At 69.2% G+C, this 25,291-nt stretch carries 24 protein-coding genes and 1 pseudogene; 7 read left to right on the top strand and 18 right to left on the bottom strand.

What is annotated here, in order from left to right; translation table 11 throughout:
* Window positions 1–2: 2 nt before the first annotated feature.
* The 7 genes from ACFRIC_RS01270 to ACFRIC_RS01300 form a co-directional block, all read right to left on the bottom strand.
* Window positions 3–2,048, bottom strand: coding sequence for a dynamin family protein (locus ACFRIC_RS01270; protein ID WP_382778400.1), 2,046 nt, complete (start codon window positions 2,046–2,048; stop codon window positions 3–5).
* Window positions 2,049–2,161: 113 nt separating this feature from the next.
* Window positions 2,162–3,724: a hypothetical protein gene (locus tag ACFRIC_RS01275; protein ID WP_382778401.1), complete on the bottom strand. Its 1,563-nt coding sequence runs from the start codon at window positions 3,722–3,724 to the stop codon at window positions 2,162–2,164.
* Window positions 3,714–4,289, bottom strand: a complete 576-nt coding sequence (locus ACFRIC_RS01280) for a hypothetical protein (RefSeq protein WP_382778402.1) — start codon at window positions 4,287–4,289, stop codon at window positions 3,714–3,716. Before ACFRIC_RS01280 ends, ACFRIC_RS01275 begins: the two co-directional genes overlap by 11 nt.
* Window positions 4,286–5,053, bottom strand: coding sequence for a hypothetical protein (locus ACFRIC_RS01285; RefSeq protein WP_382778403.1), 768 nt, complete (start codon window positions 5,051–5,053; stop codon window positions 4,286–4,288). The genes ACFRIC_RS01280 and ACFRIC_RS01285 overlap by 4 nt, the downstream gene beginning before the upstream one ends.
* A 112-nt stretch (window positions 5,054–5,165) precedes the next feature.
* Entirely contained in the window at window positions 5,166–6,110 is a 945-nt protein-coding gene (locus tag ACFRIC_RS01290) for a sigma-70 family RNA polymerase sigma factor (RefSeq protein WP_382778861.1), read from the bottom strand.
* Window positions 6,111–6,332: 222 nt separating this feature from the next.
* Window positions 6,333–7,091, bottom strand: a complete 759-nt coding sequence (locus tag ACFRIC_RS01295) for a hypothetical protein (protein ID WP_382778404.1) — start codon at window positions 7,089–7,091, stop codon at window positions 6,333–6,335.
* 277 nt (window positions 7,092–7,368) lie between these two features.
* Complete coding sequence (locus ACFRIC_RS01300) at window positions 7,369–8,307, bottom strand: alpha/beta fold hydrolase (protein ID WP_382778405.1); 939 nt, start codon at window positions 8,305–8,307, stop codon at window positions 7,369–7,371.
* Between the two features lie 383 nt (window positions 8,308–8,690).
* Here ACFRIC_RS01300 and ACFRIC_RS01305 point away from each other — a divergent pair, with 383 nt between their 5' ends.
* Window positions 8,691–9,629 carry a class I SAM-dependent methyltransferase gene (locus tag ACFRIC_RS01305; protein ID WP_382778406.1) on the top strand — a complete coding sequence of 313 codons (939 nt, stop codon included), beginning with the start codon at window positions 8,691–8,693 and terminating at the stop codon, window positions 9,627–9,629.
* 168 nt (window positions 9,630–9,797) lie between these two features.
* Window positions 9,798–10,103, top strand: a complete 306-nt coding sequence (locus ACFRIC_RS01310) for a barstar family protein (RefSeq protein WP_382778407.1) — start codon at window positions 9,798–9,800, stop codon at window positions 10,101–10,103.
* Here ACFRIC_RS01310 and ACFRIC_RS01315 read toward each other — a convergent pair whose 3' ends face one another.
* From ACFRIC_RS01315 to ACFRIC_RS01335, 5 genes and pseudogenes are all read right to left on the bottom strand, one after another.
* Window positions 10,104–10,664, bottom strand: a complete 561-nt coding sequence (locus tag ACFRIC_RS01315; protein ID WP_382778862.1) for an IS5 family transposase — start codon at window positions 10,662–10,664, stop codon at window positions 10,104–10,106. It abuts the gene before it with no gap.
* Entirely contained in the window at window positions 10,565–10,966 is a 402-nt protein-coding gene (locus ACFRIC_RS01320) for a transposase (protein ID WP_382778408.1), read from the bottom strand. Before ACFRIC_RS01320 ends, ACFRIC_RS01315 begins: the two co-directional genes overlap by 100 nt.
* A gap of 202 nt (window positions 10,967–11,168) precedes the next feature.
* Window positions 11,169–11,729: an SMI1/KNR4 family protein gene (locus ACFRIC_RS01325; protein WP_382778863.1), complete on the bottom strand. Its 561-nt coding sequence runs from the start codon at window positions 11,727–11,729 to the stop codon at window positions 11,169–11,171.
* Between the two features lie 42 nt (window positions 11,730–11,771).
* Window positions 11,772–11,946: pseudogene (locus ACFRIC_RS01330) on the bottom strand (transposase family protein); the annotation flags it as partial.
* A 66-nt stretch (window positions 11,947–12,012) separates the two neighbouring features.
* Entirely contained in the window at window positions 12,013–12,393 is a 381-nt protein-coding gene (locus ACFRIC_RS01335) for a hypothetical protein (RefSeq protein WP_382778409.1), read from the bottom strand.
* Between the two features lie 385 nt (window positions 12,394–12,778).
* On the opposite strand from ACFRIC_RS01335, the gene ACFRIC_RS01340 reads away from it, so the two are divergent.
* Together ACFRIC_RS01340 and ACFRIC_RS01345 are read left to right on the top strand one after the other, a co-directional pair.
* A complete protein-coding gene (locus ACFRIC_RS01340) occupies window positions 12,779–13,597 on the top strand; it encodes a barstar family protein (protein ID WP_382778410.1) in 819 nt (272 codons plus the stop codon).
* A gap of 22 nt (window positions 13,598–13,619) precedes the next feature.
* On the top strand, window positions 13,620–14,354 hold the full coding sequence (locus ACFRIC_RS01345) for a hypothetical protein (protein WP_382778411.1): 735 nt from the start codon (window positions 13,620–13,622) through the stop codon (window positions 14,352–14,354).
* 144 nt (window positions 14,355–14,498) lie between these two features.
* Here ACFRIC_RS01345 and ACFRIC_RS01350 read toward each other — a convergent pair whose 3' ends face one another.
* The 6 genes from ACFRIC_RS01350 to ACFRIC_RS01375 form a co-directional block, all read right to left on the bottom strand.
* Window positions 14,499–14,843 carry a hypothetical protein gene (locus ACFRIC_RS01350; protein ID WP_382778412.1) on the bottom strand — a complete coding sequence of 115 codons (345 nt, stop codon included), beginning with the start codon at window positions 14,841–14,843 and terminating at the stop codon, window positions 14,499–14,501.
* Window positions 14,844–15,184: 341 nt separating this feature from the next.
* On the bottom strand, window positions 15,185–16,513 hold the full coding sequence (locus ACFRIC_RS01355; protein ID WP_382778413.1) for an LLM class flavin-dependent oxidoreductase: 1,329 nt from the start codon (window positions 16,511–16,513) through the stop codon (window positions 15,185–15,187).
* Between the two features lie 37 nt (window positions 16,514–16,550).
* Window positions 16,551–17,603, bottom strand: a complete 1,053-nt coding sequence (locus ACFRIC_RS01360) for an ABC transporter substrate-binding protein (RefSeq protein WP_382778414.1) — start codon at window positions 17,601–17,603, stop codon at window positions 16,551–16,553.
* 127 nt (window positions 17,604–17,730) lie between these two features.
* Window positions 17,731–18,462 (bottom strand): ABC transporter ATP-binding protein, encoded by a 732-nt coding sequence (locus ACFRIC_RS01365; protein ID WP_382778415.1) that lies wholly within the window; start codon window positions 18,460–18,462, stop codon window positions 17,731–17,733.
* Window positions 18,459–19,352 (bottom strand): ABC transporter permease, encoded by an 894-nt coding sequence (locus ACFRIC_RS01370; protein WP_382778416.1) that lies wholly within the window; start codon window positions 19,350–19,352, stop codon window positions 18,459–18,461. The genes ACFRIC_RS01365 and ACFRIC_RS01370 overlap by 4 nt, the downstream gene beginning before the upstream one ends.
* The gene (locus ACFRIC_RS01375; protein WP_382778417.1) at window positions 19,349–20,245 is read right to left on the bottom strand and encodes a TauD/TfdA dioxygenase family protein; all 897 of its coding nucleotides are present in this window, start codon (window positions 20,243–20,245) and stop codon (window positions 19,349–19,351) included. Before ACFRIC_RS01375 ends, ACFRIC_RS01370 begins: the two co-directional genes overlap by 4 nt.
* Window positions 20,246–21,474: 1,229 nt before the next feature.
* On the opposite strand from ACFRIC_RS01375, the gene ACFRIC_RS01380 reads away from it, so the two are divergent.
* The 3 genes from ACFRIC_RS01380 (at window position 21,475) to ACFRIC_RS01390 (ending at window position 25,239) form a co-directional block, all read left to right on the top strand.
* Window positions 21,475–22,836 (top strand): bifunctional o-acetylhomoserine/o-acetylserine sulfhydrylase, encoded by a 1,362-nt coding sequence (locus ACFRIC_RS01380; protein ID WP_382778418.1) that lies wholly within the window; start codon window positions 21,475–21,477, stop codon window positions 22,834–22,836.
* A complete protein-coding gene (locus tag ACFRIC_RS01385; protein WP_382778865.1) occupies window positions 22,833–24,020 on the top strand; it encodes a homoserine O-acetyltransferase in 1,188 nt (395 codons plus the stop codon). The genes ACFRIC_RS01380 and ACFRIC_RS01385 overlap by 4 nt, the downstream gene beginning before the upstream one ends.
* A gap of 229 nt (window positions 24,021–24,249) precedes the next feature.
* Window positions 24,250–25,239 carry an Acg family FMN-binding oxidoreductase gene (locus ACFRIC_RS01390; protein ID WP_382778419.1) on the top strand — a complete coding sequence of 330 codons (990 nt, stop codon included), beginning with the start codon at window positions 24,250–24,252 and terminating at the stop codon, window positions 25,237–25,239.
* Window positions 25,240–25,291 lie beyond the last annotated feature (52 nt).

Raw genomic sequence — 25,291 nt, forward strand, 5'->3', positions numbered from 1 at the left:
CCTCACCCCTGCTTGGCGACCGTGAGGGCCGCCTTGAGGGTCGTACGGTGTTCGGCGAGCCGCTCGGTGAGGGCGTCCAGCTCGGTGAGCGTCTTCTCGCGCGCTGCGCGGTCGGCCTGGTTCAGCGCGACGATGTCCTCGACGTTGCGCCGCTCCTCGTCCACTACTTTGCGAAATTCGGTGGTGACGGACTTCTCCATCCCGTCGAGGTTGCGCCGTACCTCCTCGGCGATCTTCGGGAGCATCTCCACACGCATCTTGGGCAGTTGCGTCTCGGCGTCGACGAGCACTTTCTTCTTGGCCTTCTTCACAAGTCCCGAACCGCCGCCGACGATGCTGCCGAGCGCGGCCGCCGCGAGCGCCGCCGGCCAGAACACCAACGAACCCACCAGGCCCGCCGCGGCGAGGCCGAACCCCGCGACCAGACCACCGGCCGCGGCACCGACCGCTCCTCGCAGTCCACCGGCGCCGCCGCCCAGAGCGCTCGGCAGATCCCCGATGAGGACCGAACCGACCGCGGTCAGCAGCCTCTCCTTGGTGGTGACCACACCCTTGCCACTGGCTTCGGGGCGCCAGCCGGACAAGTCCAGGTGGATCTCCTCCAGTTCGGCGCTGATGAGCGCGGCCTCGGCCTCGATCTCCTCGGTCAGGTTCTCCAGTACCGGCGCGATCTCCTCCGGCGCCTGGCCGGTGGCCCACTGCTTGACCCGGTCGTCGAGGTAGCCGCCCACCTCGTCGTACAGCTCGGTGACAAGCTTCTTCTGCTGGAAGACCTTGAGGAACTTCTCGCCTGTGGGTGGCTCCACGGTTTCGAGGTGTCCCGGCAGGTCCTGGAGGATGCGGGCGTGCAACGACTGGAAACTCGCCGACAACGTCGCCTCCGCCTCGCGGCGCGCCCGCCTGAACACCGGGGCCAGCCTGTCGGGGCGGGTCGAGAGTTCGTCGAGACGTGGCTGCACCGCCTGGTACGCCGCGAACAGTTGCTGCTGGTCGGCGGCGACCGCGGCCCGCCGCTGGGCGATGTGCTGCTCGATGCCGTCGGCGAGACCGCCGGCCTGGGTGGCGAACTTGCCCAGGTGGATGTGGAGCCGCTCCCGCCGCAGATATGTGCCCAGGTGTTGCTCGAACGCGGTGAGTCCGGACCGTACGGCGTCCGTCTCGTCGCCTCCGTAGCGGGCCTTGCGGGCGCTTTGGGCGTCGACGAAGAAGACACCTTGAGCGGCGAGGTCCCGCCCAGGGGTGTACTTGGGGCCGCCGCGCTCCTCGTGCACGTACCTGTTCCAGATGAACGCGCGCAGCCGCTCGTCGACGCGACGGCCGTTCCAGAGGTTCACGACAGAGAAGACGCTGGCCCCGCCGTCGACGGCCTTGGCGGCGTTCATCCGCTCGCCCTTGCCCATGGCGGCGCTGGTGCTGTAGACGACGATCGCCACGTCGCAGCGGCGTACGGCGTCCAGGGTGATCGCGTCGAGTTCACCCTCGTCGTCCAGGCCCGGCGAGTCGTAGATCGTGAACCCGTCGGCGCACAGCCGTGCCGGAAAGCCCATCTCGAACTGACGGATGTCGTCGAATCGTGCCTTGTTCTCGTCCCGGTCCACACCGAGCGCGGACTCGTTGAGGTAGCGGTTGAGCGTCCAGGTCTCGCTCTTGCCGTCCTTCGACCAGACACGCACGTACGGTTCGTCGGCGTAGCGCACCTCGGTGAGGATCGCGGTCGCCGGCAGATCGTCCACGATCATGGGACCCTGGTGACCGTGCAGTTCGACCGGGGTGGTCGTACCGCCGAGGAGGGCGTTGAGCAGGGTCGACTTGCCGTTCTTGAAGCGGCCCATGACGAGGATCTTGAACGTGTCGGCACGCAGTTGCCGCCGGGCCTCCAGCAGTCCGGCCGTCGTCTCGGTCATGCTGAGTGTCTGCGCTATCCCGGACAGCCCCTCGATCGCGTCACCGGCTTTGGTGCGGGCGGCTTCGACGGCGGGGCGCAGCTTGTCACCGAGCGTGCTCTTGGCGGGCGTCTGGGGCACGACGATCTCGTCTGACTGCGTCATGGGGACGTTCCTTTCACGGTGCGCGGGGCACCGGCGCCGCTCGCGGTGTGTGGTGCGGAGTCGGCGGGCCGGGCCCGGGGAGGGAGGCAGCGAGAACGGGTGATCAGGCCCGTTCACTTTCCGGTAGCCGCCCGCAGACGGTCCCGCAGTTCGTCGAGGCGTTGGCGTGGTGGGGCGAGGGCGGTGCCGGGTGTCGTCCCGGCCGACTGCCGCTCGGTGCGGGCCACGGCGGCGGCGAGTTGCCGGTCGAGGCTGTCGAAGGTGGCGGCGGCTTCGGCGCGCGCCTCCTCGGCCGCGCCGCGCAAGCGTTCCCGAACGGCTGTGCGGATCTCTCCGACGCGCCGGACCACGTCCCGGCGGGCCTCGCCCGCCGCCCGTCGCGCGGTCTCCTGGTCCGAGAAGTAGGCGCTGGCCGCACCGCTCGCCGCGCCGGCCGTGCCGAGTGCCAGGGTGAGGATGCCGTCGTCGCTCGCCAGCATGCCCGCGCCCGCGCCGATCACGGCGCCGACCGCGGCACGCGACGGCCATGCGGAACGGCGGACCTGAACCGGGCGATCACGTCCGGAGGGCACCGCGGAGTCGATGCCCGCGAAGTCGAAGAGAGCGCGCCCACCGCTCAACAATGCTTCCCTGAAAGGCGCTTCACCCTCCGTGACATCATCGACCAGCTCCCAGTCGAGTTCGTCGGCGAGGCGTCCGAGGTCGCCGTGGTCCTCTGCGACACGGCGGGCGGTCAGCTCGCGCGTGGACTCGGCCCATCCGAGGAGCTCCTGGTCCAGCCGGGCGGGCACCGGGCGGTGCCGGTCCTGCCGCTGAGGAACCTCGCGCAGGGCGCTGAGCAGCTCCTGCTCCAAGACCTCCAGGGACGCCTCCAACTGACGGGCCAGGGTGGCCCGGTCCTCGTCGAGCCGCTTGAGCCAGCGTCGTCGCAGGTCGGCGGTCTGCGTACGGAGCCGGGTGAGGCGGCGCTCGGCCGTGCGGGTTTCGCCTCCCGGCTGTCGGTGCTCCGCGGCGTCCGCGGCCCGTTCCATGAGATCCAGCATGTGTGCCGCCCGCGCGAGCCGGAGTTCGGCACCCGCCGTTCCCGGCCCGTCCAGCCATGCGGTGAACCGGCCCGCGTCCCGGGCGAGTTGTGGGGTGAGGAAAGCCGCGGGCTCGGCGGAGGAGTCGGCCCACAGCAGCACCCCGTGCTCGGCGAGGTCCTGTCCGGCCCACGAGAGCGGTGCGTCGGTGAAGAGAGTGCGCCAGACGCCCCGCTGGACGAGATCGAGGTCGTCGGGACCGTTCAGGATTTCGGCATGCGTCAGCACGACCAGGCCGCTGCCGGATGCCCTGCGCACGACGGCGGCTGCGGCCTCGACCGCCTCGGGCGTCAGCAGTTCACCACAGCGCAGGACGGCCAGGGCCCGGTTGGGGCGCAGGGCGAGACCGGTATCGGCGACGATGTCCTCCAGCGGAGTCACGTCGATCCGTGGAGCGCCGGGTCGTTCGGCGAGGCGGCCCCGCAGCAGCTCGGCCCCGCAGCCGCCGGCGGCAGCGAAGAGCCGTACGGCGCGGTCGTCGGGTGCGGGCAGGCCGGCCGCGAACGCGATGGCGGTGCTCCAGCCGCATTCCTCGGCCAGCGCGAGGGCGTCGGCGATGATCCGCTCCGCGGGGGCGGGCCCGTCACCGGTCATGGCGGGCCACCTCCGGCGAGGGGTCGACGCCGAGCCAGCCGAAGAAGTCCGGCGCGAGTTTCGTGTACCAGGGCAGTAGTTCGGTACGGAGCACGAGCGGCAGCAGCTCGCCCAGTTCCTCGCGCTCGTCGCCGGAGGGCGCCTCGCCGCGCAGGAACCGGGGGGCGGCCTGCGCCATCACCTCGTCGAACATGCGCAGCTCCTCCCGTACGGAGGCCAGCGGGCGGCCGACGGAAGCCAGCGTCAGGGGTCCGGTGAGCGCGGCGTCGGTGAAGCCCTCCGCGGTGGTGAGGTTGTAGGCGAGCAGGGTGTGCCGATCGGCGTCGATGACCCACCAGCGGTCGGGGGCCCCGAGTACCTGCGGACGGCCCGGCTCACGGCGGGAGGGCGCGGCGAAGGCGGCGTACCCGGCGCGTGTCCAGCGCAGGGTCGGCAGCGGAAGGGAGACGAAGTGCCCGACCGGCACCTCGTCGCGGATGAGCCGGTGCGTTGTGAACTCCTTGCGGACCTGGTCGTACGGGGTCGACCTGTCCGGGGCGGGCTGCTCAGGGCGGGAGTTGTTCACGGTGTCGTCCTCGTCGCTCGCTGGTGCTGTTCCGCTGTCCGCGCCACGTCGGTGGCCGCGTCGATCGTGTCACCACGGCCGGTACCGACCAGATCCGTGACGACGGCGAGGCCTCCGGCCTCCAGCCAGCCCGCGCTCAGGTCGGCGGCACTGACGAAGCGGGCGGCCTGGCCGGTGCCGCTGTCGTTGATGTAGAACCCTTGGATCCGACCGGTGGCCGGGGCCCTGGCGACACCGGTGACCTGTACGGCATGGTTGGCCTGCCCGTAGTCCCAGTAGTCGGCGTCGTCCCACAGCACACCGGCGTTCGCGGCGATGATCGCGGCGCGGCCCTCTTCTAGCACCGTCGCGAGCTCCTCCAGCGAGCGGTACTCCAGGACGGCCGCGGGGACCCCGAGATCGCCGAGGATGCGGGCCTGCTGCTCCATGGTGGTGCCGCCGCACTCCGCGGCGACGTCCGAGACGTGACACAGGCCGTTCCGGAGCGCGTGGTCCACGACGTCGTGCTCGGTGACCTCGATGCCGAACCAGCGCAGGACGCCCTCGCAGGCACACAGTCCGCAGGTGCCGAGGAAGCCGTAGTCGTTCTGGCCCTGCAGGTGTCCCGACTCGGCGGCGCCCTCCACGTCACCGATGACCAAGGTCTCGCTGCCGTCCTCGAGGGTGTCGAGGTGGCGCGGGACATCGCCGTCACGAACGTAGGGCGCCTCGGGACCACCTGGGGCGTCGGACCCCCACAGGCGGGCGGGAATGCCCGTTTCCATGTGCGTCTCCCATCGGCCGGAAATACCGCTTGTTCAGACCCGGACCAGACGCCGTCCTTACAGATATGACGGTTCGTCAGAGAAATTCTCGGTGAAGTGCGCTGACGTCGGACTACTCCGGCATGCCGAGGTGCTCGACGACCTTCGCGCAGGCACCGCGCAGGGCGCTGCGCCAGCCACGCGCCCGGTAGCCCGGGCGCTCACGCAGCACCAGAGCGCGGAACGCGGCCTCCTCGGCAGGACTCAGCGGATCGGCCTCCTGCACGGCCGCTGCCGCGCAGGCCGCGGAGAGCGCTGCGACGCCTCCGAACCTCTCGGGCCGGCCCAACAGAAGGAACACCCGGAGCTTGGGCACGGCGCGGGTGTGTGCCACGGCGCAGTTGACGGCGCCGACCCCGAGGCGCTCGGCCAGCCGCTCCCAGCCGTCTTCGGGGCGGAGCAGCCGGTGCCGCACCACCTCGAACTCCAACTCCCCGAGCACGCCGGCCTGTCGTGCTTCCAGGACCGCCGCTCCGAGCCATGAGGTGTCGGCTGCACTCGTGTCGGGTTCGGCGACGAGTAGCGTCGCGGCCGCATCGTCCCATCCGGCCCGCCGCGCGCGCTCCTCGGCGGCCTCCACCGCCAGTCGAGCCGCCTCGCGCCGGGCTATCGCCATCACCCAGGTCAGGAAATGGGCATCGCCACGAAAGGACGGATATCCACGCCAGGCCCGCAGGGCAACCCGTTGGAACAGATCCTCCGCGTCCTCTCTGTTGCGAGTGGCACGGCGGCAGTACGCCCCGACCACCAGTCGCGCCTCACTCCAGGCCAAGGCGAACTCACGCTGCGAAACCGCCCTCACCGACATCGCCCACCCCCCACACATCCCGCCCCCGGGAGCAGCAGAGTGCCTCACGTCACACATGCAGGAAAATGGGTCCGCCGAATCTTCCCCGACTCGCCGGCGCGCGTGAGGCCCCGCATACGTTGTCCACCGTGCGTGTCGCGCCGTCCGCAACCGACCTAAAGACAGAGTCTGTTCGAAGATTCGCCCTGTCCGATCGGATCCTGACCGCATGCAGCCTGCTTTGCGGCCGGTGGTGTCCACTGTGCCGTCGGGGCGCTGTGTCGGGCTGTCCACAGCCGAGCCCCATCAAGACACGACTCGGCCCTCTTACAGGCCAACTCACGCTATTCACACGCTGGTTCGGTTGCGGCAACCGCCGCGCTCGACGTCTGTAAGGAGTCCGGTGGACGCGTCAGGTTCACCGGTTCGGGGTCGGTCCGAACGGTGGACGTGTCAGGCTCGCGGTGCCGGGTCGGTCCGGACAACGGACGCCTGGGAGAAGTTGGTGGCGGCCACGATCTCGGGTGGGCGCACATACCCGGCGACGCTCTCGACCCGCACGACGAGCGCGAGCGGGGCTCTCGTGTCGTACGCCTTCGCCAGCTTGCGTATCTCGGCGCGGGCGAAGAGTTGCGTCGCTCCCGATGTAGCCAGGGTGTCGCAGCCCGCGATCATGAGGAGACGGCTTCCGGCCGCGAAGGGGTTGCGTGCCAGAAGGATGATCGCGTGGTCCACGAATGTCGTCGCCCCGCTCTCCGACCGTCCGTATTCCTCGCCGTCTGCCACACCCACGATGCGGTAGTCGTCGGAGAACTGGCGGAAGGCGTACGGGGCGTTGAGCCGGTCGGCCATCAACTGCCAGACCCCGTTGTGCGCCGGCCCACCGATCACGACCAGGTTCTCCTCGGCGTCCGACGCCATGGCGAAGGCCTTGGCCCTGACCGTGACGGCCTCGTGCAACCGCAGGTCCTGGGAGAGGAACTGCCGGAGATTCATGGCGGCGAGGGCATCCGCCTCATGGATCTTCGGATAGGCGGGCGAGGCCCGGCCGGACTCCCCCACGACCACCACCACGCGTCGGCCGCGGTCCAGCCGCCACACACGCGCGGCCGGGGCCCGCGTCCGGGAGTAGTGCACCAGGGCGCGCCCCAGCCAGCCGACGGCGAACGCGAGCAGCGAGGCCACGAGGTTGACCGTCAGGTCCTCCCCCACGACCGCCCCCTACCGTCGCCCGCCCTCACTCCTGAGTCTCGACAAGCAGTCTGCACCACGGAAGTGGCCGAGGAGCAGGGATCGGCCATCGGCGTTCACCGGCCGACCGACGCACGTCCGGTGCATCCGATCGGCGACCCCGGCCCCGCTTCCGGATCTCCGCCGGTGGCCGCGCCGGGACCTTCACAGTCCCACTGACCGGATGAACGGTTCGTGGCTGGCGCCCATCGGTCGGGGGGCCTACTCATGCTCGCTGGGCAGTGTTCGAGTGGTGGGGTCAGTGCTGTGTCGCGACCATCCGTTCGATCTCCTTGAGCACGAGCTCGGGACGGCCCTTCGGGACGTCGTGGGAGCTGCCCTTCGCGGTGACGAGCGTTCGGTTGGGCCCGTCCTGGACGAACGAGGCGGCAGCGTCCCGCCAGCGCTGAGCGTCTTCGGGAGAGCCGTCGAACGGGGTCTTCTCCGAGACGATGACGGTTGCCGGTACCGCGTTCGGCCAAGTAACCTTGTGGAACGCCTTGTTCGTCGCGACGAAGCTCGCCGCGGTGGAGATGAGCTGACGGTTCTGCGGCTTGTCCGGGGCCTTCTTCGCCGCGCTGACCTGGGGCTCGCTGAGTGCCACGAGGCGTGCGATCTCCTCATCCGTGAAGAGGGGCGGCAGGTTGGCGTCGACCAGGACCGCGCCGGACAGCACCTGCGGGTTGTTCCTCGCGAAGTAGGTCGCAACCTCGCCGGCCTGGGAGTGGGACACCAAGGTCACGTTCTTGGTGACCCCCAACTGCCGGAGCCCCGTTTCAAGGTCACTGACGGCACTCTCGACACTCCACGGACCGGGCACCACGTCACTCTTGCCAAGACCGGCCCGGTCGTACGTGATGACGGTGGCGCCGGTGGCGGCGTGCAGCCTGGGGACGAGGCCGTTCCAGTAGGAGGAGTCCTCGCCGCCGCCCGAGTCCAGGACGATGACGGAGCCGTGGCCCGGCGTCACATGGAAGGCCAGACGGTGACCGCCGTTGTCGATCATGTGCAGGCCCGCCGCCGCGACCGCCTGGCCGGTCCCCGGAGAGGCGGACGAGGTTGTGGACGGCGAGGTCGATCGCTGGGAAGCGGAGTCGTGGTCGCCGCAGGCCGTGACGGCGCCGGCGGTCAGTGCCGTCAGGGCCAGGACCGACAGGGCACGGTTCAGGGACCGGCGGCTGGACGTAGAGCGGGACATGCTGATCCTTCGGACGATGGGTGGTGGCGACGATGGGTGGTGGGGCTGTGGCACCCATCATTCGGTGAATCGATTCATCACAGAATCCGGCTGGCCCGCGTGTCGGGGATGCGGCTGACGCGAGGGAGAGCGGTGGGGTTAACCCCCGCAAGCGATCACCGGTCTGGTGGCACGCCGGGGCTGCATGTCTGTCTGTCTATCTATCTGTCCGCCTGCCTGCCTGCCGCTGACGGCCAGGGATCGGCCCGGAGAGCAAGAGTGCCTGGCATTCTCAAGTCTCGGTATGCCGCGCCGGACGGCTTCCTGACGTGACCACCGCGTGTCGGCTCCTGGCGGCGTACCGCCTTCAAACGGGCGCGCAGGATCGGGTTGAATAGGGATCCGTGAGCGAGATCGAGCGTGCGGCGAGTCGGACGGCGGTACTGGTCTGCCAGGGGCGGGCGGTGGCGGACGGGAGAGTCGCCGTCGGCCGGTTCTCGGATCCGGTGGCGGTGCGGATGCTGCGCGCCGAGGAACGTGTCCCCGTGGACGAGGTGCGGACGGGGGTGCCGCCCGAAGGCTGGCAGGCGCGCTCACGGTACGAGAGTGTCCGGGCGTGCGCCGAGGTGATGGTGCCGCGTACGGTCGCGATCGATGAGTCCCTGCGTTCGCGCGTGACCGGTCAACTCGTGATCCTCGGATCCGGTCTGGATACGCGCGCGTGGCGGCTTGCCGAGCTTGCGCAGACGGACGTGTGGGAGGTCGACCATCCGGCCTCTCAGCGGGACAAGCGAGCCCGTCTCACCGAGGCCGCACAACAGGCCCTGGGGTCGGAGGAGAGCGCTCGCCCAGCGGTCGAACTGCCACTGGCCGCTCGATCCGTGCGGTTCACACCGGTCGACTTCGCCGTCGACGACCTCGGCACGGCATTGGACGGCGCCGGGCACGACCCCTCCGTACCCACGACTTGGCTCTGGGAGGGCGTCGTCCCCTACCTCACGCGCGACGAAGTGCGCGCCACGGTGGCCGCGCTCGCTGCCAGGACAGCTCCCGGCAGCGTCCTCGTTGTCAACTACCAGACGCCGTCTACGAGAGCGTCCGTGGGCCGACTGCTGTCCCGAGTGATCGGCGGTTCCATCACCTCGGGCGAACCATGGCGCTCGCTGTGGAAGCCGCAGCGGATGGCCGCTCTCCTCGCGGAGCACGACCTGCGGGTGGTGTCCGACAACGACCTTCAAAGCCTCACAGAGGCTCTCGGCGAGGCGACGCAAGGGCGAACGTCATTGCGGTCGGGTCGCGTCGCCATTGCCGTGGCCGAGAGTGGGGCCGGCCACGAGGACTGACGGTGCCTAAGGGGCGCGTGGGGCGATTCGGGCACGGCCCGGCCCGTCCAAGAGCACCTCGCCACTGCCGCTTCAGTGAGCGTTCGTGTCACCGATCCTCCGGTCGCCGCTAGGACTTGCCTCCTTGGAACTCTGACGCCTCGGAAGAGGGCTGATTACTCTGTCGTGATGGCCAAGAGGATTGAGTCGGAACTGGTGGTTGACCTGCGAGGTAGGGCGATCGAGACGCTCGACGATTTCTGGGACGCCGTGGCTGAGCCTTGCGGACTGCCGGATTGGTTCGGTCGGAACACGGAAGCCTGGCGGGACACCATCCAGACGCGGGGCATCTCCGAGGTCATCGATGGCTATGACGTCCTGGTCGTGCACGTGGACAAACGAGGAGTCTTCGCTGCCCGGAACCGTGAGGGCCGAGCCCTGCGAAGCGCCTTTTCGGGGAAGCAGTCGCGCCTGGTCGTGCACGAGCCGCTCTGATCACCGCGTCGAGCGCGACCAGATCAGGATGGCTGCCAAGTGCCAAGCAGCCTCGTAGGTCAGGGCAAACTTGTCCGTGCGCATGACCAGACCACGCCATTGCTTCAGACGGTTGAACCACCGTTCGACGGTGTTGCGCTGCTTGTATGCCTCCGCGTTGAAACCTGGCGGCCGACCTCCGCCTCGCCCTCTCCGCAGGCGGTGTCCGACCTGGTCAGCAGGCTGCGGGATGACGGCGCGAATGCCCCGCCGTCGGAGATGGCTGCGGATCGCGCGCGAAGAATAGGCTCGGTCCGCGAGGACGGCCTCCGGTCGAATCCGGGGCCTGCCGAGTCCGTGTTGGGGGACGCGGATCCTGGCCATGACGGCCTCGAATGCCGGAGCATCGCCCGCCTGACCAGCGGTGAGGCAGAGGGCCAATGGCCGTGCCAGGTTGTCGCTGGCCAGATGTACTTTCGTAATCAGGCCGCCACGAGAACGTCCGAGTGCGTGGTCGACGGGTTCTGACCCTCGCGCAGCCCCTTTTTCACAGCCCCGGCCGCGTGCTGATGGGCCCGGCAGGTGGTGGAGTCCACCGAGACCGTCCATTCCACGTCGTCATCGGCGTCGGCGGTGGCCAGGACGGCGGCCAGGATCCGTGCCCAGACGCCGTCGGCGGCCCACCTGATGAGGCGTTTGTGGGCCGTCTGGAAGGAGCCGAGTTCCCCGGCAGGTCCCGCCAGGGCGAGCATGCGGTACTTCCACGCAATGCCCTCAAGGGTGCGGCGGTGGTCGGCCCATCGCCGACCGCAGACTGGATCGGCCGGCATCAGCGGCTCGATCCGGTCCCACATCGCATCAGTGATCACTAACCGGATGGACATGTTCGCTCAACTGACCAGCCCACCAAAGAGACACGCTCTAGGCCGGTACGGCGGGACGTGCTTCGAGCGCCCCATACCGTCGGCCCCGTCGAGGGCAAGGCTCAGCTGGGCAGGCTGCCCCCTGAGTGTTGTGATCGGCCAACGTTCGTCCTGTGCAGCGGACCAGCGAGAGCAGACGGCAACGGTCGAATCGTCCGAGGCGTCACGCAGCGTCATGCCAGGGCTTGTTCTCTGCCCAGTGTCGGACCCAGCCGGCGAATCCAGGCTCGGCGGTGGTGAAGCCGAACTGCGCGCCGAAGGGGAGAGCGCCGACGTCGCTGATCATCCAGATGTGCCCTCGGTGACGCCCGCTGACGATGAGGTGCCAGTTCAACGCACAGCCATCGGTGCCGAGCACGATCGAGCCATGATTGAAGACCTGTTCAAGGACCTCGTCGGCGTCCTCGGCAGGGTCCGCGTCGTCCTCCCACGTCCAGGCCTCCGCCAAGGGGAACGGCTTGCTCAGGTCACGTTCCTGTTCTTCGCCGCCCCAGTCGTTCGGCAGCTCCGCGACTGGCATGAGTCCATACTCAGGCGGACCGGAGTGTGAGCCGTCCGATATCTCAGCGACGAAGGTCCGATACGGCTCGGGCAGCACGATCCCGTGTTCTGCCTCGAAGGCATGCACTGCCTCCCACCCAAGAGCCGACTCGTCTCCGTCGTCCACGGCGAACGCCGCACGGAGCGCCGCCAGCTCAGCAGGGTCAGCCTGATCAATGTTCATGCGGCATGGATACCACCCCGCACTGACAACCCCCTGCGCCCCTCTAGGGATGGCTGTGGGGTATCCGGCCGCACGGTCGATGATGCGGTCCGCTGCCGACCTGGAACCTCGAAGAGCGGGGCGAGCTGGCGCATCGTCAAGTTTGTTCGCCAGTAAGCCGCGACGGGTGGGACCCGGTCCACCTGCGGAAGCTCCATGGCCGACCCTTTCGGGCGGCTTTGACGCCATGATCACACCAGAGACGGCAAGATCTCGCGCGTGACCAGCAGTGAAGAGGCGACACTTAGCAGTGGTAGCCCTCCGGGCACTCAGGGAACAGCACTCCGAAGAACAAGAAGCAGAGAATCGGCACACTGGACACCGTGGCCATGATCAGGAATCGTCCGCGTGCCTCTCGACGGTCCTTGACCTGAGCCACTACGAAGCCCGCGGTCGGTGCGACCGCGGCGGTGAACAGCGCCGTCAGGCCGAACATCCAGCCGATCTCTCGCCGCACGTCCGGTAGCCCCATCGCATACGCGATCGCCGGGGCGAACAGAAGGACGGGGGCAGATGCCCACCACCACGACAGAGCGCTGATGATCCGATCCGTTCGTGCAAGCTCCAGACCAGTCGATCCTCTTACCCCGTGACGGCTCTCCGGAGCGATCCCAGACGATGGCATGCCCACATCGTAGGCACCTCAGAGAAACACGTGGCAGTCTTGAGCGGGGACCATCTCGTCAACGGGGCTATCCAGCACGGCTCCGAAGCCGCGAGCACACCAGATGCTCCAAGCGGAGCTCCTCAAGGCCCGTGAGCGGCTCGTCCGGATCGAACAACTCGCGGAGCGCGTCAAAGAACCTGCGGTACAACTCAGGGAGGCCGAGCTCGGTACCAGGGACCACGCACATCCCTGCAACCCGACCTGCGTGCACACCTCGTGGAATGCAGGTTGCCGGGTGAAGCCTCGAGGCCAGCGAGATTGCACCTGTCCGGGTCCTCAGCGTCGGTGACCGCCAGGCAATTCCGCAGAGCATCGTAAGATCAGCGCTCTCACTGGGGGTGCAATGCGAATAGCGGGGCAGGACGGCGAGCGGCAGAAGTACGCGCTGACCTCGGACGAAGACGACAACGACTTCTGGGGCCCGGCGTACGAAGCCGAGGGCCTTTTCACGCCGCTGCCGGATGAGAAGGGCGCACGCCGAGTGCGCCTAACAGGTCTCCTCCCACAGGGGGGCCTACTGAAAAGTGTCGGCCATGTCGGCAGTCGTCGCGCCCCGGCGGGGAACGCCTGGATCAACCTCCTTGATGGCGACGGTGTCACCATGGGGTCCTACTTCGTCGGCCAGGTCACCGTCGTCGATGTCGAGCCCTCCGCTCGCGGAGCCGGCCTGGTCGACGTCACGGTGACACTGTGGTGCGAGGACGCGCTACCCGGGGCGGACGCGGCATGGGACTTGATCCGCGCCGGTCAGCTTGATCACACCGGCACGTGGCACGATCTTGCCTCCGAGGACAGACGCGCGTGGCTGTCGGTCGCGCTGTGGTCCCGGGGGTACCGGCAGCAGGGAAGGCCCGATGCTCCGACAGGGCAGGTGTTCACCATCGATGGCCAGTTCATCGTCGACGAGGACAGCTTCTACTGCGCGATCGGCGAGGCCATCAATGGGCCCGGCGGATACTTCGGCTGGAACCTGGACGCTCTGGATGACTGCCTGATCGGTGGATGGGGCGCCTCCACACCATTCACCCTGCTCTGGGGTTCCTCAGCCCAGGCTCGGGCGCGGTTGGCCGAGCGCGTGCCAGTGGGCGATCGGGACGTTTCGTTGTTCGACCTGCTCCTGGAAATCTTCGAGGGGCAGGGCGTGAGCGTCGTCCTTCGATAACAGGCATGGAGAGAATCCCGGCATGGTGATGGCACGGCACTGGTACTCCTCGTCGCCCGTCGTGGACGGGCATCCACTCTTGGACGAGCCGAGCTTCTGGCCCGCGTACCTGGTGAACTTGTCCGAGGGGCACCCACCGAAGGGCTTCGGGTCCGATGCGGGCGATGCCGCAGCCATGCTGGACCGGCTCCACGATCCTTCGGCCTGGCCGACGTTCACAGTGCCGCTGGCGGGCGGCTTCGCGGTCGTCGTGCATTTCAACAGCGGCGAGGAGTTCACGTCCACGGACTACTTCCTCACGCATCCCGAGTGGAGTCAGGATCTCGTCCTGGCCAGCGACGACGAGGACCGTATCGGTCCAGGGCTGTGCTGGCCCGAACTCGCCGCCCTGCTTGAGGGGCCACCGGATGCGGCAGGTGTCACCGACCCTCACGCCCGTCTCCTCCTTCTGCTGCCTGTTCTCGGGGACAAAGCCGTTCCGGAGGATGCCGCGACGGCGGTGGTCGAGGCTCTGGTCGCTCAGGGTGCGCCCGAGGCGGGCGAAGCGTTGGCCAGACAGCTCCTCCATGGGCATCCCATGTGGGGTGCCCAGCACTGGTGGTTCGACGATGACGAACAGAGTTGGCTCTGCGAGGGCAGCCACAGTCCCCGCAAGACCCCCCTCGGTGACTATTTGCCGCCACACCAGCGAGCCGCACTCGAAGCCTGCCTCACTCTCCGCCAACCGTCACACGCCGCGGTGACGACAACCTGGTGAGTGGGGCATCGAAGGCCGGCAACTGGACCTAGGTCGTGCCCTGCTTGGGCGGTGTCTCGATTGGTGATCGGGTTGCGTCTACAGGTCCCGCCACTCACCCAGCTCGTAAGGTCTCCCCGTCCGGATGAAGTCGCGCACGAGGGCTCAGGCTCGATCGACGGAGAGGACGTAGTCGCCACTGAAGACAGCCAGGTCGTCCATGATCGGTACGTGTACGACTGCATCCGCCGCGGCCGTGCCATCGCCGACGAGGAGAGACGACCTCTCAGCGTTGCTGAACAGATGGATGACTGCTTGATCATCTTGGAAGCCCAGGGTCAGCCGGGGATACTCGCGCCCCGTCAGGCCGACTTCCAAGTACCCGCGACCACGCGAGCGCAGTGCGGTGAAGTGGTCCGTCAGACCCGCAAGGTCGGAGCTTTGTTCGTTCGTTGACAGTCGTCGCGATTCCAGGTCCGTTGCCGTCCACGACACGTCCATCTCTGCCACCTCCCTTCGCGTAGCCAATCTGCCCGGACTTCAAGCATGCCCTGAGCAGCAAGGGCCCGGGCGGTGGATTGCCTCGAATCCAGGGCGGAGAACGGGGAGAGTGCCGCCGAGCTGCGGGTGGGCGAGCGGGTCGGTGGAACGGTGGTGCCGAACCCGGCGTGAACGGGGCTAGGCCGGTCCTGGCGAAAGGGTCGCCGGGCCCTCCCCGGCTCAACGAAGCCCGGCCCGACACGAGGGCCACGTCGCCCCGTCCGCGCGCACGCACGTTCCGCACGAGGCAGGACCGTGCGTGCGCGCATCCCGGGAACCGGCATGGCGTACCGCCGATCAGGCTCGTACCGTCAGACCCGGAACTGGTTCTCCGGGACCGGAAGGCCGTAGTGCTCGCGCAGCGTCGTGCCTTCGTACTCCTCTCGGAACAGGCCCTTCTCGCGCAGGATCGGTAGCACGTGGTCCACGAACGCCGCGAGGCCCGACGGCAGGGCGGGGGCCATGATGTTGAAGCCGTCGGCGGCTCCGCCCTCGAACCAGGCGATGATCGTGTCGGCGACCTGTTCGGGTGTGCCGACGAACTCGAAGTGGCCTCGTCCGCCGCCGAGTCGGGAGATGATCTGGCGGACCGTGAGCCGTTCGCGTACGGCGAGGTCGATGATCAGGTCGGAACGGCTCTGTGCACCCTCCAGCTTCGGTCTCGCGAGGATGAAGTCCGGGAGCGGCTCGTCGAGTTCGAAGACCGTGGGCTCGGTCTCGAACACGGCCGCCAACTGGCGCAGCCCGTACTCCGGGATACGCAGCTCGTCGAACTGCCGGGCCAGTGCGCGGGCTTCGGACTCGGTCGACCCGATGTACGGAACGATGCCGGGCAGCACGATCACGCCCTCCGGGTCGCGGCCCGCGGCCACGGTCCGTGCCTTGATGTCCGCATAGAAGGCTGCCGCTCGCTCGTAGGTCGTGTGGGCGGTGAAGATGGCCTCAGCGTGGCGGGCCGCGAAGTCCCTGCCGTCCTCGGACGAGCCGGCCTGGACGAGAAGCGGGTAACCCTGCGGCGGGCGCCGCACGTTGAGGGGGCCGGCCACCTTGAAGTGGCTGCCCTGATGGCCGAGCCGGTGCAGCCGTTCGGGGTCGGCGTAGCGTCCGGTGGCCTTGTCCGCGACGACGGCGTCGGACTCCCAACTGTCCCACAGGGCCTTGGCGACCTTGAGGAACTCGTCGGCGCGGGCGTAGCGCTCGGCGTGGCTGGGGCGGTCGTCGAGTCCGAAGTTGGCCGCCTCGTCCGCCCCCGCCGAGGTGACGATGTTCCAGCCGGCGCGGCCGCCGCTGACGTGGTCGACGGAGGCGAGCCGGCGGGCGAGGTTGTAGGGCTCGTTGTACGTCGACGAGACGGTCGCGATGAGGCCGATGCGGCTCGTCGCCTGGGACAGTGCGGTCAGCAGGGTCAGGGGTTCGAGCTGGCCCGGTGGCCGGAACTCGCCCGTTCCGATGAGGGCCGGGCCGTCCGCCAGGAACAGCGAGTCGAACTTGGCGCTCTCGGCGAGCTGCGCCAGCTCGATCCAGTGCCGCAGGTCGAAGTCCGCCCGGGGGTTGCTGTGCGGTAGCCGCCACGCCGCCTCATGGTGGCCCGCTTCCATGAGAAAGGCGTTGAGGTGGAGCCGACGCTGTCGCTCGGTCACGGGTTGTCTCCTTCGTGTGTCGAGGTGGATGGCGGTGTCAGTTGAAGGTCAGCTTGGAGCTGTCGTAACCGGCCGGGAGGAGGTTGTCGGTGATGGAGTCGAGGTCGACCTTCTTGGTGATCTGGCCCGCTTCCAGGAAGGCGTCCGCGAGCTTCTGCTCCAGTTCGATGTCCGACTTCTCGACCGGCGTCACCCTGTTGGAGTAGGCGGCCAGGGAGGCCTTGGCGTCGGCCAGCGGGATGCCCTGTTCCTGCGCAAGCGCCTTCGCGTACTGATCCGGGTGCTTGATGGCCCAGGCGTACTCGCGGGACAGCCTCTTCAGGGCGTCCGTGAGCGCCGCGCGCCTGGTCTTGTCCTTGAGCGACGTGTCACTCGCGACGTAGTAGCTGCTCGTCTGGTCGATCGGCGGGAGGCCCTTGACCAGGATCCGCGCGCCGTTCTTGACCGCGATCGCCGACTGCGGGTTCCAGATCGACCAGGCGTCGACCTTGCCGGTGTTGAACGCCGTCGCGGCGGCTGCCGGGTCGAGGAAGACCAGCTTCGCGTCCTTGGGGCCGAGACCGACGCTCTTCAGCGCGTTCAGGGCCAGTCCGTGGGCGGAACTGCCCTGCGGGACCGCGATCCGCTTGCCCTTGAGGTCGGCGGCCGTCCTCAGCTTCGAGCCCTTCGGCACGATGATGTTCTCCACCGCCTGGTCGGGCGTGAGCGAGCGGTTCACCGCGACGATCTTGAAGCCGTACTCCTTCGCCGCGCCGGTGATCGGGGGCACGTCGCCGACGCTGCCCAGGTCTATGTCTCCCGAAGCGGCGGCTTGCACGAGTGGTGGGCCGTAGGTGAAGCGCGCGAACTTCACCTTGTAGGGCGCGTTGTCGAAGACGCCGGTCAGTTTCGCCAGCGCCTCGCTGCCGTCACCGCCGTTGTCCCCGATCGTGAAGGTGTACTTGCTCCACTCGGGGTGCTTCTCGCTGCTCGCGTTGCCGGCGTTGCTCAGCGGTGCGGTGGTCTCGGAGGACGATCCGCAGGCGACGAGGGTGCTTGCGAGGGTGAGGGGAGCGACCACGGCGACGAGTCGGGAGGTTGTCTTGCGCATGGGATGTCCTGGGCTTTCTGTGATCGGTACGAGCGTTGGCGGTCGTGCCTTTGCTCGAACGGGCAGTCGTGCACTTACTGGAATCGGTGTTGGTGTTGGTGTTGGTGTTGGTGTTGGGATCTGGGGGTCAGTGCTGTCCGGCCAGGCCGAGGTCTTCCAGGAGCCGGGCGCGGAGTTCCTCGCGGGCCACACTCGCCTCGCGGTCCGCGGCGGAGAGGTGAACCGCGTGTGCGGCACCGATGCGTCCGTCGCTCATGACGAGGATGCGGTCCGCCAGAGCGATCGCCTCGTCGATGTCGTGGGTGACCAGCAGCATCGCGGCCTGGTGTCGGGTGCGCAGTGCGCGCACGAGGTCGTGCATGCGCAGCCGCGTGATGGCGTCGAGGGCGGCGAACGGCTCATCGAGCAGGACAAGTTCAGGCTCTGAAACCAACGCCCTTGCCAGGGAGACCCGTTGGGCCTCTCCGCCGGAGAGCTCCTTGGGCCATGCCTTCTCGCGGCCCGCGAGCCCGACCTCGGCGAGCACGTCACGGGCCCGCTGGTCCGCGTCGGCTCCGTGCAGGCCGAGTGTGATGTTGCGCTGGACGCGCTGCCACGGCAGCAGCCGGTCGGCCTGGAAGACGACGGCCCGCTTCGCGGGGACCTCCACGCGGCCTCCGTCGGGCCGGTCCAGTCCGGCGAGCAGCCGCAGGAGCGTGCTCTTCCCGCAGCCCGAGGGGCCGAGCAGGATCACCAACTCGCCGTCTTCGATGGTGAGATCGAGCCGGTCGAGGACGACCCGGTCGCCGAACTGCCGGACGACCCGTTCCACGATGACGCCGGTCCGGCGGCGGAGGTCGGTCGCGACTGTGCTGCTCATGACGCCTCATAACTCGGGCGCCACCGCAGCAGCACCCGTTCGAGAACACGGACGAACTGGTCGGCGAGCAGGCCGAGGAGCGAGTAGATCACCAGCCCCACGAAGACCTGGTTGGTCTGGAGATAGGTCTGTCCCTGTGTGATGAGGAATCCGAGTCCCTTGTCGGCGTTGACCGTCTCCGCGGCGACGAGGCCGAGGACGCTGTACGCGAGGGAGAATCGGAGACCCACCAGGAAACCCGGCAGCGATCCAGGAACCAGGACCCTGGTCACCAGGCGCCACCTGCCGGCTCCGGTCGTGCGGGCCATCTCGATGAGGCGCTGGTCGACGCCGCGGATCGCGGCGAACAGGTTGAGGTACATCGGCACGCCGGCACCGAAGGAGATCAGCAGCACCTTCGTGAGCTCGTCGATGCCGAACCACACGATCATCAGGGGCAGTACGGCGAGCAGGGGGATCGTGTTGAGGACCTGTACGAGGCCGTTGAACAGATACTCGCCGCTGCGCAGCAGCCCGCCGAGCACGCCGGTGACGATGCCGACGGACAGGCCGATCGCGAGACCGATACCGGCCCGCTGGAGCGAGACGGCCACGTCCGGGCCGAGCACGCCCTGCTGCCACAGGTCGACGGCGGACCGCACGATCGAGGTCGGCGCCGGAGCGTAGGTCTTCGTCACCACACCGGCCCGGGCGAGCAGCTCCCAGAGCAGGAGGATCGCGACCGGGGTCGTGTAGATGCCCAGCGGCCAGCGCAGCCGGTCACGAAGTGTCGCGAGCGCCGTCCGTCGGCGCGCGTCGCGGGGAAGGAACACCTCGCGTTCCCGTACGGCGTCGGTCGCGGCGTCAGGGCCCTTGAGAACGGCCGGCGCCGGGATGCGGACCTCCGTCATGCCGCCACCGCCAGGACGCTGGTGTAGTGCGAGGCGTCGCCCACGAGTTGTTCGCTGCGGCGTCCGTCGACGCCGACCGGGACCTCTCCCGCGACGGTCACCCGGTTCAGCAGTCGCGGGTGGTCGTCGTAGTTGTCGACCGCGTAGTGCTGGGTGATCCGGTTGTCGAAGATCAGGAGCTGCCCGGGAGACCAGGTCCAGCGCAGGATGTTCTCCGGACGCGTCACGTACGACTGGAGGATGCGCAGCAGATCCGCCGAGTCGCTGTTCGGCAGACCGACGATCCGCTTGGCGAACCCGCCGATGAACAGGCCCCGTTCACCGGTCAGCGGATGGACGCGTACGACCGGGTGCTCGGCCTCGTACGGCGTCGAGACGAAGATCCTGTCGTACTCCCGCTGTTCCGCCGTGGCGGCCGCGGGGCGCGCGTAGTCGTACTGGTTGGTGTGCACGACGCGCAGCGAGTCAGCGAGGTCGCGGAGCGGCCGGGGCAGATCGCGGTAGGCAGCGGCGGCGTTGGCGATGAGTGTCTCGCCGCCGTAGGGCGTGGTCACCAGGGACCTCAGGGTGGTGACCTGCGGCGGGTTGACCACGAAGGTGACGTCGGTGTGCCACTCGTTGGCCTTGGAGGTCTCGCTGTCGACGGCCAGCACGTTGGTCGTGCCGTCGGCGGCCGCCACGTTCGGGTGGGCGGTGGTGAGTTCGCCGAACCAGCGGGCCACGCGCTCCTGGCCGGAGTTGTCGAGACCGGCCTGGTCGAAGACGAGCGCCTTGTGCTCGTTGAGGGCGTCTCGGAGTGCCGTGAGCGTGGAGTCGGCCTGTGGAGCCGTGAGGTCGACGCCCTCGACCAACGCGCCGATGCGGCCGGTGAGTTTACGGATGGACACGGGCATGAGGTGGTCCTTCTCGGGGAGGTGGCACGCCACCGGGTGTGATGGGGCACGCCACCGGGTGTTGGGGCATGGAAGACGGCAGCGACGGATCGCCTCACGGACCGAACGACCGGAGACCGAGCAGATGTCGTGGTGGCGACACAGGGGCCGACGGCCTTTGGTCACGCGGGAAGGCCGGCCGTGCGAGCCGTTCGAGGGGGCTGACGTCAGCTCGCCGCACCGGGGCCGCCCTCCTCACCGACCGCGGTCGGTGCGACGGCTCACCCGCTCTCCGACGACTGGGACGACTGCCGACCCGTCCGCGCGGCCTCCCCGCTCATGCGGGTCCCGCACGGCGGACAGCTCAGCCCGCAGCCGGGAAGGGGGAAGCGCAAGGTGAGGTCATGGAAGCAGTCGCTCAGACGTCGGAGGCGACGATCCCGCGCGGCAGCGGCGCGGCACAGGCGGTTCGGTACCGCCTCGGTCAGACGCGCACCGTCGGTGCGAGCCGACGGCCGCCGGGGACGATCAGCCGGGTCAGCGACAACAGAACGTACTGGCGACGTGCGCCAGATCGATGTGGCGCCGCCGGGTGAGGTCCACGCGCGGATTCATGAGACGGGAGTTCAGCAGACGGTCACCACGGCGGTCAAGGAAATCAGGGCGGGTCTTGCATGGCGGACACGGAGGGTTTCTCCGGTTGTCCGGGCACGACGTCGTGCCGGGCGGTGCTTGCCCTCGACGCGTACGGCAGGACTTGGCGTGTGCGAGGCCGCCTGGCACAACGGACCGGTCAGGTCTGAGCCTTCGCACGCCCGGAGCGAGCCGGTCCGGCACGCCCTCGAACGCATGAAACACCGCCGTCTGGCTGGTTCCTGACGACGCCGTGTGGTTACCTGGGCTCATGACCGTGCTCGTGACCCGCCGCCACGTCGATTATGTGCGTGTCACCACCACTGGTTGTCCGGCCGCGAGCTGACATCGCGCTCAGGCCTCTGACCAGCACCTTCTTCACCGCCCAGCGCTGACCGCTGCCGCCGTACCGGCCGTGGTCGATACGCCGTGGGTCCTTCGTCCGTCCTCGGCGACGTAGGTCCTTCATGCGTCCTCGGCGCCGTGGCTCCTCCATACGTCATCGCCGACGCGGTTCATCCATACGTCCCCGGCGACGTGGTTCCTCACGTCCCCACGGCGCCGTGCGCCCCCGCGCGCACGTTCCCGTTCCCACCCTCCGTACAGGGAGCAGCACCATGACCCAGCCCATCGATTCCGTCACCGCCGGCCACACCCCCGAAGAGTCTCCCGGGGGACCTGACACCTCGGCATGGTCGTTCGAGACCAAGCAGATCCACGCCGGAGCCGCGCCCGACCCGACGACCGGCGCCCGGGCGACGCCGATCTACCAGACGACGTCGTTCGTGTTCCGTGACACCCAGCACGCGGCCGACCTCTTCTCGCTGGCCGAACCCGGCAACATCTACACCCGCATCCACAACCCCACCCAGGACGTATTCGAGCAGCGGATCGCCGCGCTGGAGGGCGGTGTCGCGGCCGTCGCACTGTCCTCCGGACAGGCCGCGGAGACCCTGGCGATCCTGACGCTCGCCCGTGCGGGCGACCACATCGTCTCCAGTACCTCGCTGTACGGCGGTACGTACAACCTCTTCCGCCACACGCTCCCCCGGCTGGGTATCGACGTGTCCTTCGTCGACGACCCCGACGACGTCGAGGCGTGGCGGGCGGCGATCCGGCCGAACACGAAGGCGCTGTTCGCCGAGACGCTGGGCAACCCCCGTGGCAACGTGCTGGACGTACAGGCCGTCGCCGACGTGGCCCACGCCGGAGGCGTGCCGCTGATCGTGGACAACACGGTCCCGACTCCCTATCTTCTGCGGCCACTTGAGCACGGCGCGGACATCGTCGTGCATTCCGCCACCAAGTTCCTGGGAGGGCACGGCACCACCATCGCGGGGGTGGTCGTCGACGGCGGCACGTTCGACTTCGGCGCGCACGCGGACCGGTTCCCGGACTTCACCGAGCCGGACCCGAGCTACCACGGCCTCCAGTACTGGCCGGCGCTCGGCCCGGGCGCCTTCGCCGTCAAGCTTCGGGTGCAGTTGCTGCGCGACCTGGGCCCGGCGCTGTCCCCGCACTCCGCCTTCCTGCTGCTGCAGGGTGTGGAGACGCTGAGCCTGCGCATCGAACGGCACTCGGCCAACGCCCAGGCTCTCGCCGAGTGGCTGGAGGGCCGCGACGAGGTCGCCGCCGTCCACTACCCGGGGCTGGAGTCCAGCAGGTGGTACGACGCCGGGCAGAAGTATCTGCCGCGCGGTGCCGGTGCCGTGGTCTCCTTCGAGCTGCGGGACGGGGTGGAGGCGGGCAAACGGTTCGTGGACGCGGTCGAGTTGTTCAGCCATCTCGCCAACATCGGCGACGTACGGAGCCTGATCATCCACCCGGCGTCCACCACCCACAGCCAGCTCGACGACGAGCAGCTCGCGGCCACCGGCACCTCGCCCGGTCTCGTGCGCCTGTCGGTCGGCATCGAAAACCTCGCCGATCTGAAGGCGGACTTGGAGGCAGGCTTCCGCGCCGCCAAGGAAGCGTCCTGAACACCGCATTGACGTCCCATCAGGAGCCCCTCCCACCGGCCACCGGTGCCTGGCGGGAGGGGGACCCGCCGGGGTTGCGCCAGTGGTTCACCCGGGAGAAACCTCTCGCGCTGGAGGCGGGCGGTGAACTGCCCGGTGTGCGGCTGGCGTTCGAGACGTGGGGACGGCTCGCGCCGGACGCCTCCAACGCCGTTCTGGTGCTGCACGCCCTCACCGGGGACAGTCACGTGGCCGGACCGGCCGGACCCGGACATCCCACCCCCGGCTGGTGGGACGGCCTCGTCGGACCGGGCCGCGCCCTGGACCCGGACCGCTGGTTCGTCGTGGCCCCGAACGTCCTCGGCGGCTGTCAGGGAAGCACCGGGCCGTCCTCGCTCACACCGGACGGACGCCGCTGGGGCGGGGACTTTCCGTTTCTGACACAGCGCGACCAGGTGGCGGCCGAGGCCAGTCTGGCCGATGCGCTCGGCATCGACCGCTGGGCCCTGGTGGTCGGCGGATCGATGGGGGGTATGCGGGCGCTGGAATGGGCCGTGTCGTATCCCGAGCGGACCGGTGCGCTCCTGGTCCTCGCCACGACCGCCGCGGCGAGCGCCGAGCAGATCGCCTGGGCCGACGTCCAACTGCGTGCCATCCGTTCCGACCCGAACTGGCGGGGAGGCCACTACCACGACAGCGGCCCGGGCCCGGACACCGGACTCGGGCTGGCCCGCCGGATCGCCCACGTCACCTACCGCAGCGAGCCGGAGCTCCGCGTCCGCTTCGGCCGTACGCCGCAGGGCACGGAGAATCCCTGGAACGGGGGCCGGTACCAGGTCGAGTCCTACCTCGGCCATCACGCGGCCAAGCTGGTGAGACGCTTCGACGCGGGCAGCTATGTCGTGCTGTCGGAGGCCATGAACAGTCACGACCTCGGCCGGGGCCGCGGCGGCGCGCGCGCGGCCCTGCGCCGGGTGACGGCCCCGACGCTCGTGGCCGGAGTCGACTCGGACCGCCTCTACCCACCGGCGCAGCAGGCGGAGCTGGCGGCCGGTATCTCCACCGCGGACGGTCTCCGGCTGATCGAGTCCGATCACGGCCACGACGGCTTCCTCATCGAGGTGGAGCAGGTCGCCGCGCTGGTCGACGAACTCGTTGCGCGGAAACCCGTCGGGCAGGAGGGGGCGGGGCGACAGAGGCCCTGACCGATGGGTGCATGAGGCCCGACCGGGCCCTCTTCAGGGACCGATGGCCCCTGCCGGACCGCCGCCTTGAGGGACCAATGGCCCCTGCCCGGCCGACGCCGCGCGAGCCTTCCATGGAAGGGGCGGAGGGCATTCCTCCGCTGCACCGCCACCGCGGGGAGGCGAGACACGTGTGCACGCTCGCCCAGGCCGAAGGGGCGGATGGGACGTCACGCGGAAGGTGAGCACCGTGAACGCAGCACCTCTTGACGCGAACACCATCGAGGACCTCGTGGCGGACGCCACCGCCGCACCCTCGCTGCACAACGCGCAGCCCTGGGCATTCCGCTTCCTGCGGGACTCGGGCGTCCTGCGGCTCTACGCCGATCCGGACCGCGCGCTTCCGCACACCGATCCGGAGAACCGCGGCCTGCACATGGGGTGCGGCGCCGCGTTGCTCAACCTGCGCGTGGCCGCCGCTGCGGGCGGGCGGGCGCCGGACGTCCGGCTGCTCCCCGATCCCGCCGACCCCAGGCTCCTCGCCGAGGTGGGTCTGATCGGCACGGGCCCGCCCGACAGCGCGCTCGCCCGGCTGGCCCCCGCGATCCGGCGCCGTCACTCCAGCCGCTTCCCCTTCCGCGACGAGGAGATCCCCGTACCCACGCGAGAACGGCTGGCCGAGGCGGCCCGTCTCGAAGGCGCGGACCTGTTCTTCCCCGACCCTTGGCATGTGCGATCGATCCTCGAACTGGTCCAGGACGCCGAGGCCACGGAGGCGTTCGCCCCGGGAGTGCACGAGGAGACGATTCGATGGACGCGGCCTGAGCCGTCGACCGGCGACAAAGCGTCGGACGGTATCCCCGGCGAGGCGTTCGGTCCGCTGCAGCGCGGCACGTCGGTCCCCGTACGGGACTTCGCCCTCGGCCGTCCAGTGCCCGGGCGGGGCTGGGCGGCCTTCGAGAAGAACCCGAACATCGCTCTGCTCGGGACGGCCCGTGACAAGCCCCGGGACTGGCTGTGCGCCGGTCAGGCACTGGAGCGGGTCCTGCTCCAGGCCACCGCGGACGGACTGGTCGCCTCCCTCACCTCCCAGCCGACGGAGTGGCCGGACATCCGGTGGGCCGTCCGCGACCCCGCCTCCGCCATGGCGAACGTCCAGATGGTGATCCGGCTCGGCCACGGTCCGCAGGGCGCGGCAAGCCCACGCCGGCCCGTGACCGACGTGCTCGACGTCCGCTGACGCCACCCGCTCCAGTACGCGCAACCCTGCCGCGCCCTCCCCACCACTCGGC

This window comes from Streptomyces sp. NPDC056738, from assembly GCF_042790435.1.
In the GTDB taxonomy this organism is placed as follows: Bacteria; Actinomycetota; Actinomycetes; order Streptomycetales; family Streptomycetaceae; genus Streptomyces.

What these genes read in the sequence shown, in the direction of transcription:
- ACFRIC_RS01290 (WP_382778861.1), bottom strand. Translation starts at nt 6,110, where the DNA reads ATGCGGTCAGGATCCGATCGGACAGGGCGAATCTTCGAACAGACTCTG.
- ACFRIC_RS01345 (WP_382778411.1), top strand. Translation starts at nt 13,620, where the DNA reads ATGGTGATGGCACGGCACTGGTACTCCTCGTCGCCCGTCGTGGACGGG.
- ACFRIC_RS01285 (WP_382778403.1), bottom strand. Translation starts at nt 5,053, where the DNA reads ATGGAAACGGGCATTCCCGCCCGCCTGTGGGGGTCCGACGCCCCAGGT.
- ACFRIC_RS01360 (WP_382778414.1), bottom strand. Translation starts at nt 17,603, where the DNA reads ATGCGCAAGACAACCTCCCGACTCGTCGCCGTGGTCGCTCCCCTCACC.
- ACFRIC_RS01325 (WP_382778863.1), bottom strand. Translation starts at nt 11,729, where the DNA reads ATGAACATTGATCAGGCTGACCCTGCTGAGCTGGCGGCGCTCCGTGCG.
- ACFRIC_RS01375 (WP_382778417.1), bottom strand. Translation starts at nt 20,245, where the DNA reads ATGCCCGTGTCCATCCGTAAACTCACCGGCCGCATCGGCGCGTTGGTC.
- ACFRIC_RS01320 (WP_382778408.1), bottom strand. Translation starts at nt 10,966, where the DNA reads ATGTCCATCCGGTTAGTGATCACTGATGCGATGTGGGACCGGATCGAG.
- ACFRIC_RS01370 (WP_382778416.1), bottom strand. Translation starts at nt 19,352, where the DNA reads ATGACGGAGGTCCGCATCCCGGCGCCGGCCGTTCTCAAGGGCCCTGAC.
- ACFRIC_RS01340 (WP_382778410.1), top strand. Translation starts at nt 12,779, where the DNA reads ATGCGAATAGCGGGGCAGGACGGCGAGCGGCAGAAGTACGCGCTGACC.
- ACFRIC_RS01335 (WP_382778409.1), bottom strand. Translation starts at nt 12,393, where the DNA reads ATGCCATCGTCTGGGATCGCTCCGGAGAGCCGTCACGGGGTAAGAGGA.
- ACFRIC_RS01270 (WP_382778400.1), bottom strand. Translation starts at nt 2,048, where the DNA reads ATGACGCAGTCAGACGAGATCGTCGTGCCCCAGACGCCCGCCAAGAGC.
- ACFRIC_RS01365 (WP_382778415.1), bottom strand. Translation starts at nt 18,462, where the DNA reads ATGAGCAGCACAGTCGCGACCGACCTCCGCCGCCGGACCGGCGTCATC.
- ACFRIC_RS01310 (WP_382778407.1), top strand. Translation starts at nt 9,798, where the DNA reads ATGGCCAAGAGGATTGAGTCGGAACTGGTGGTTGACCTGCGAGGTAGG.
- ACFRIC_RS01275 (WP_382778401.1), bottom strand. Translation starts at nt 3,724, where the DNA reads ATGACCGGTGACGGGCCCGCCCCCGCGGAGCGGATCATCGCCGACGCC.
- ACFRIC_RS01380 (WP_382778418.1), top strand. Translation starts at nt 21,475, where the DNA reads ATGACCCAGCCCATCGATTCCGTCACCGCCGGCCACACCCCCGAAGAG.
- ACFRIC_RS01300 (WP_382778405.1), bottom strand. Translation starts at nt 8,307, where the DNA reads ATGTCCCGCTCTACGTCCAGCCGCCGGTCCCTGAACCGTGCCCTGTCG.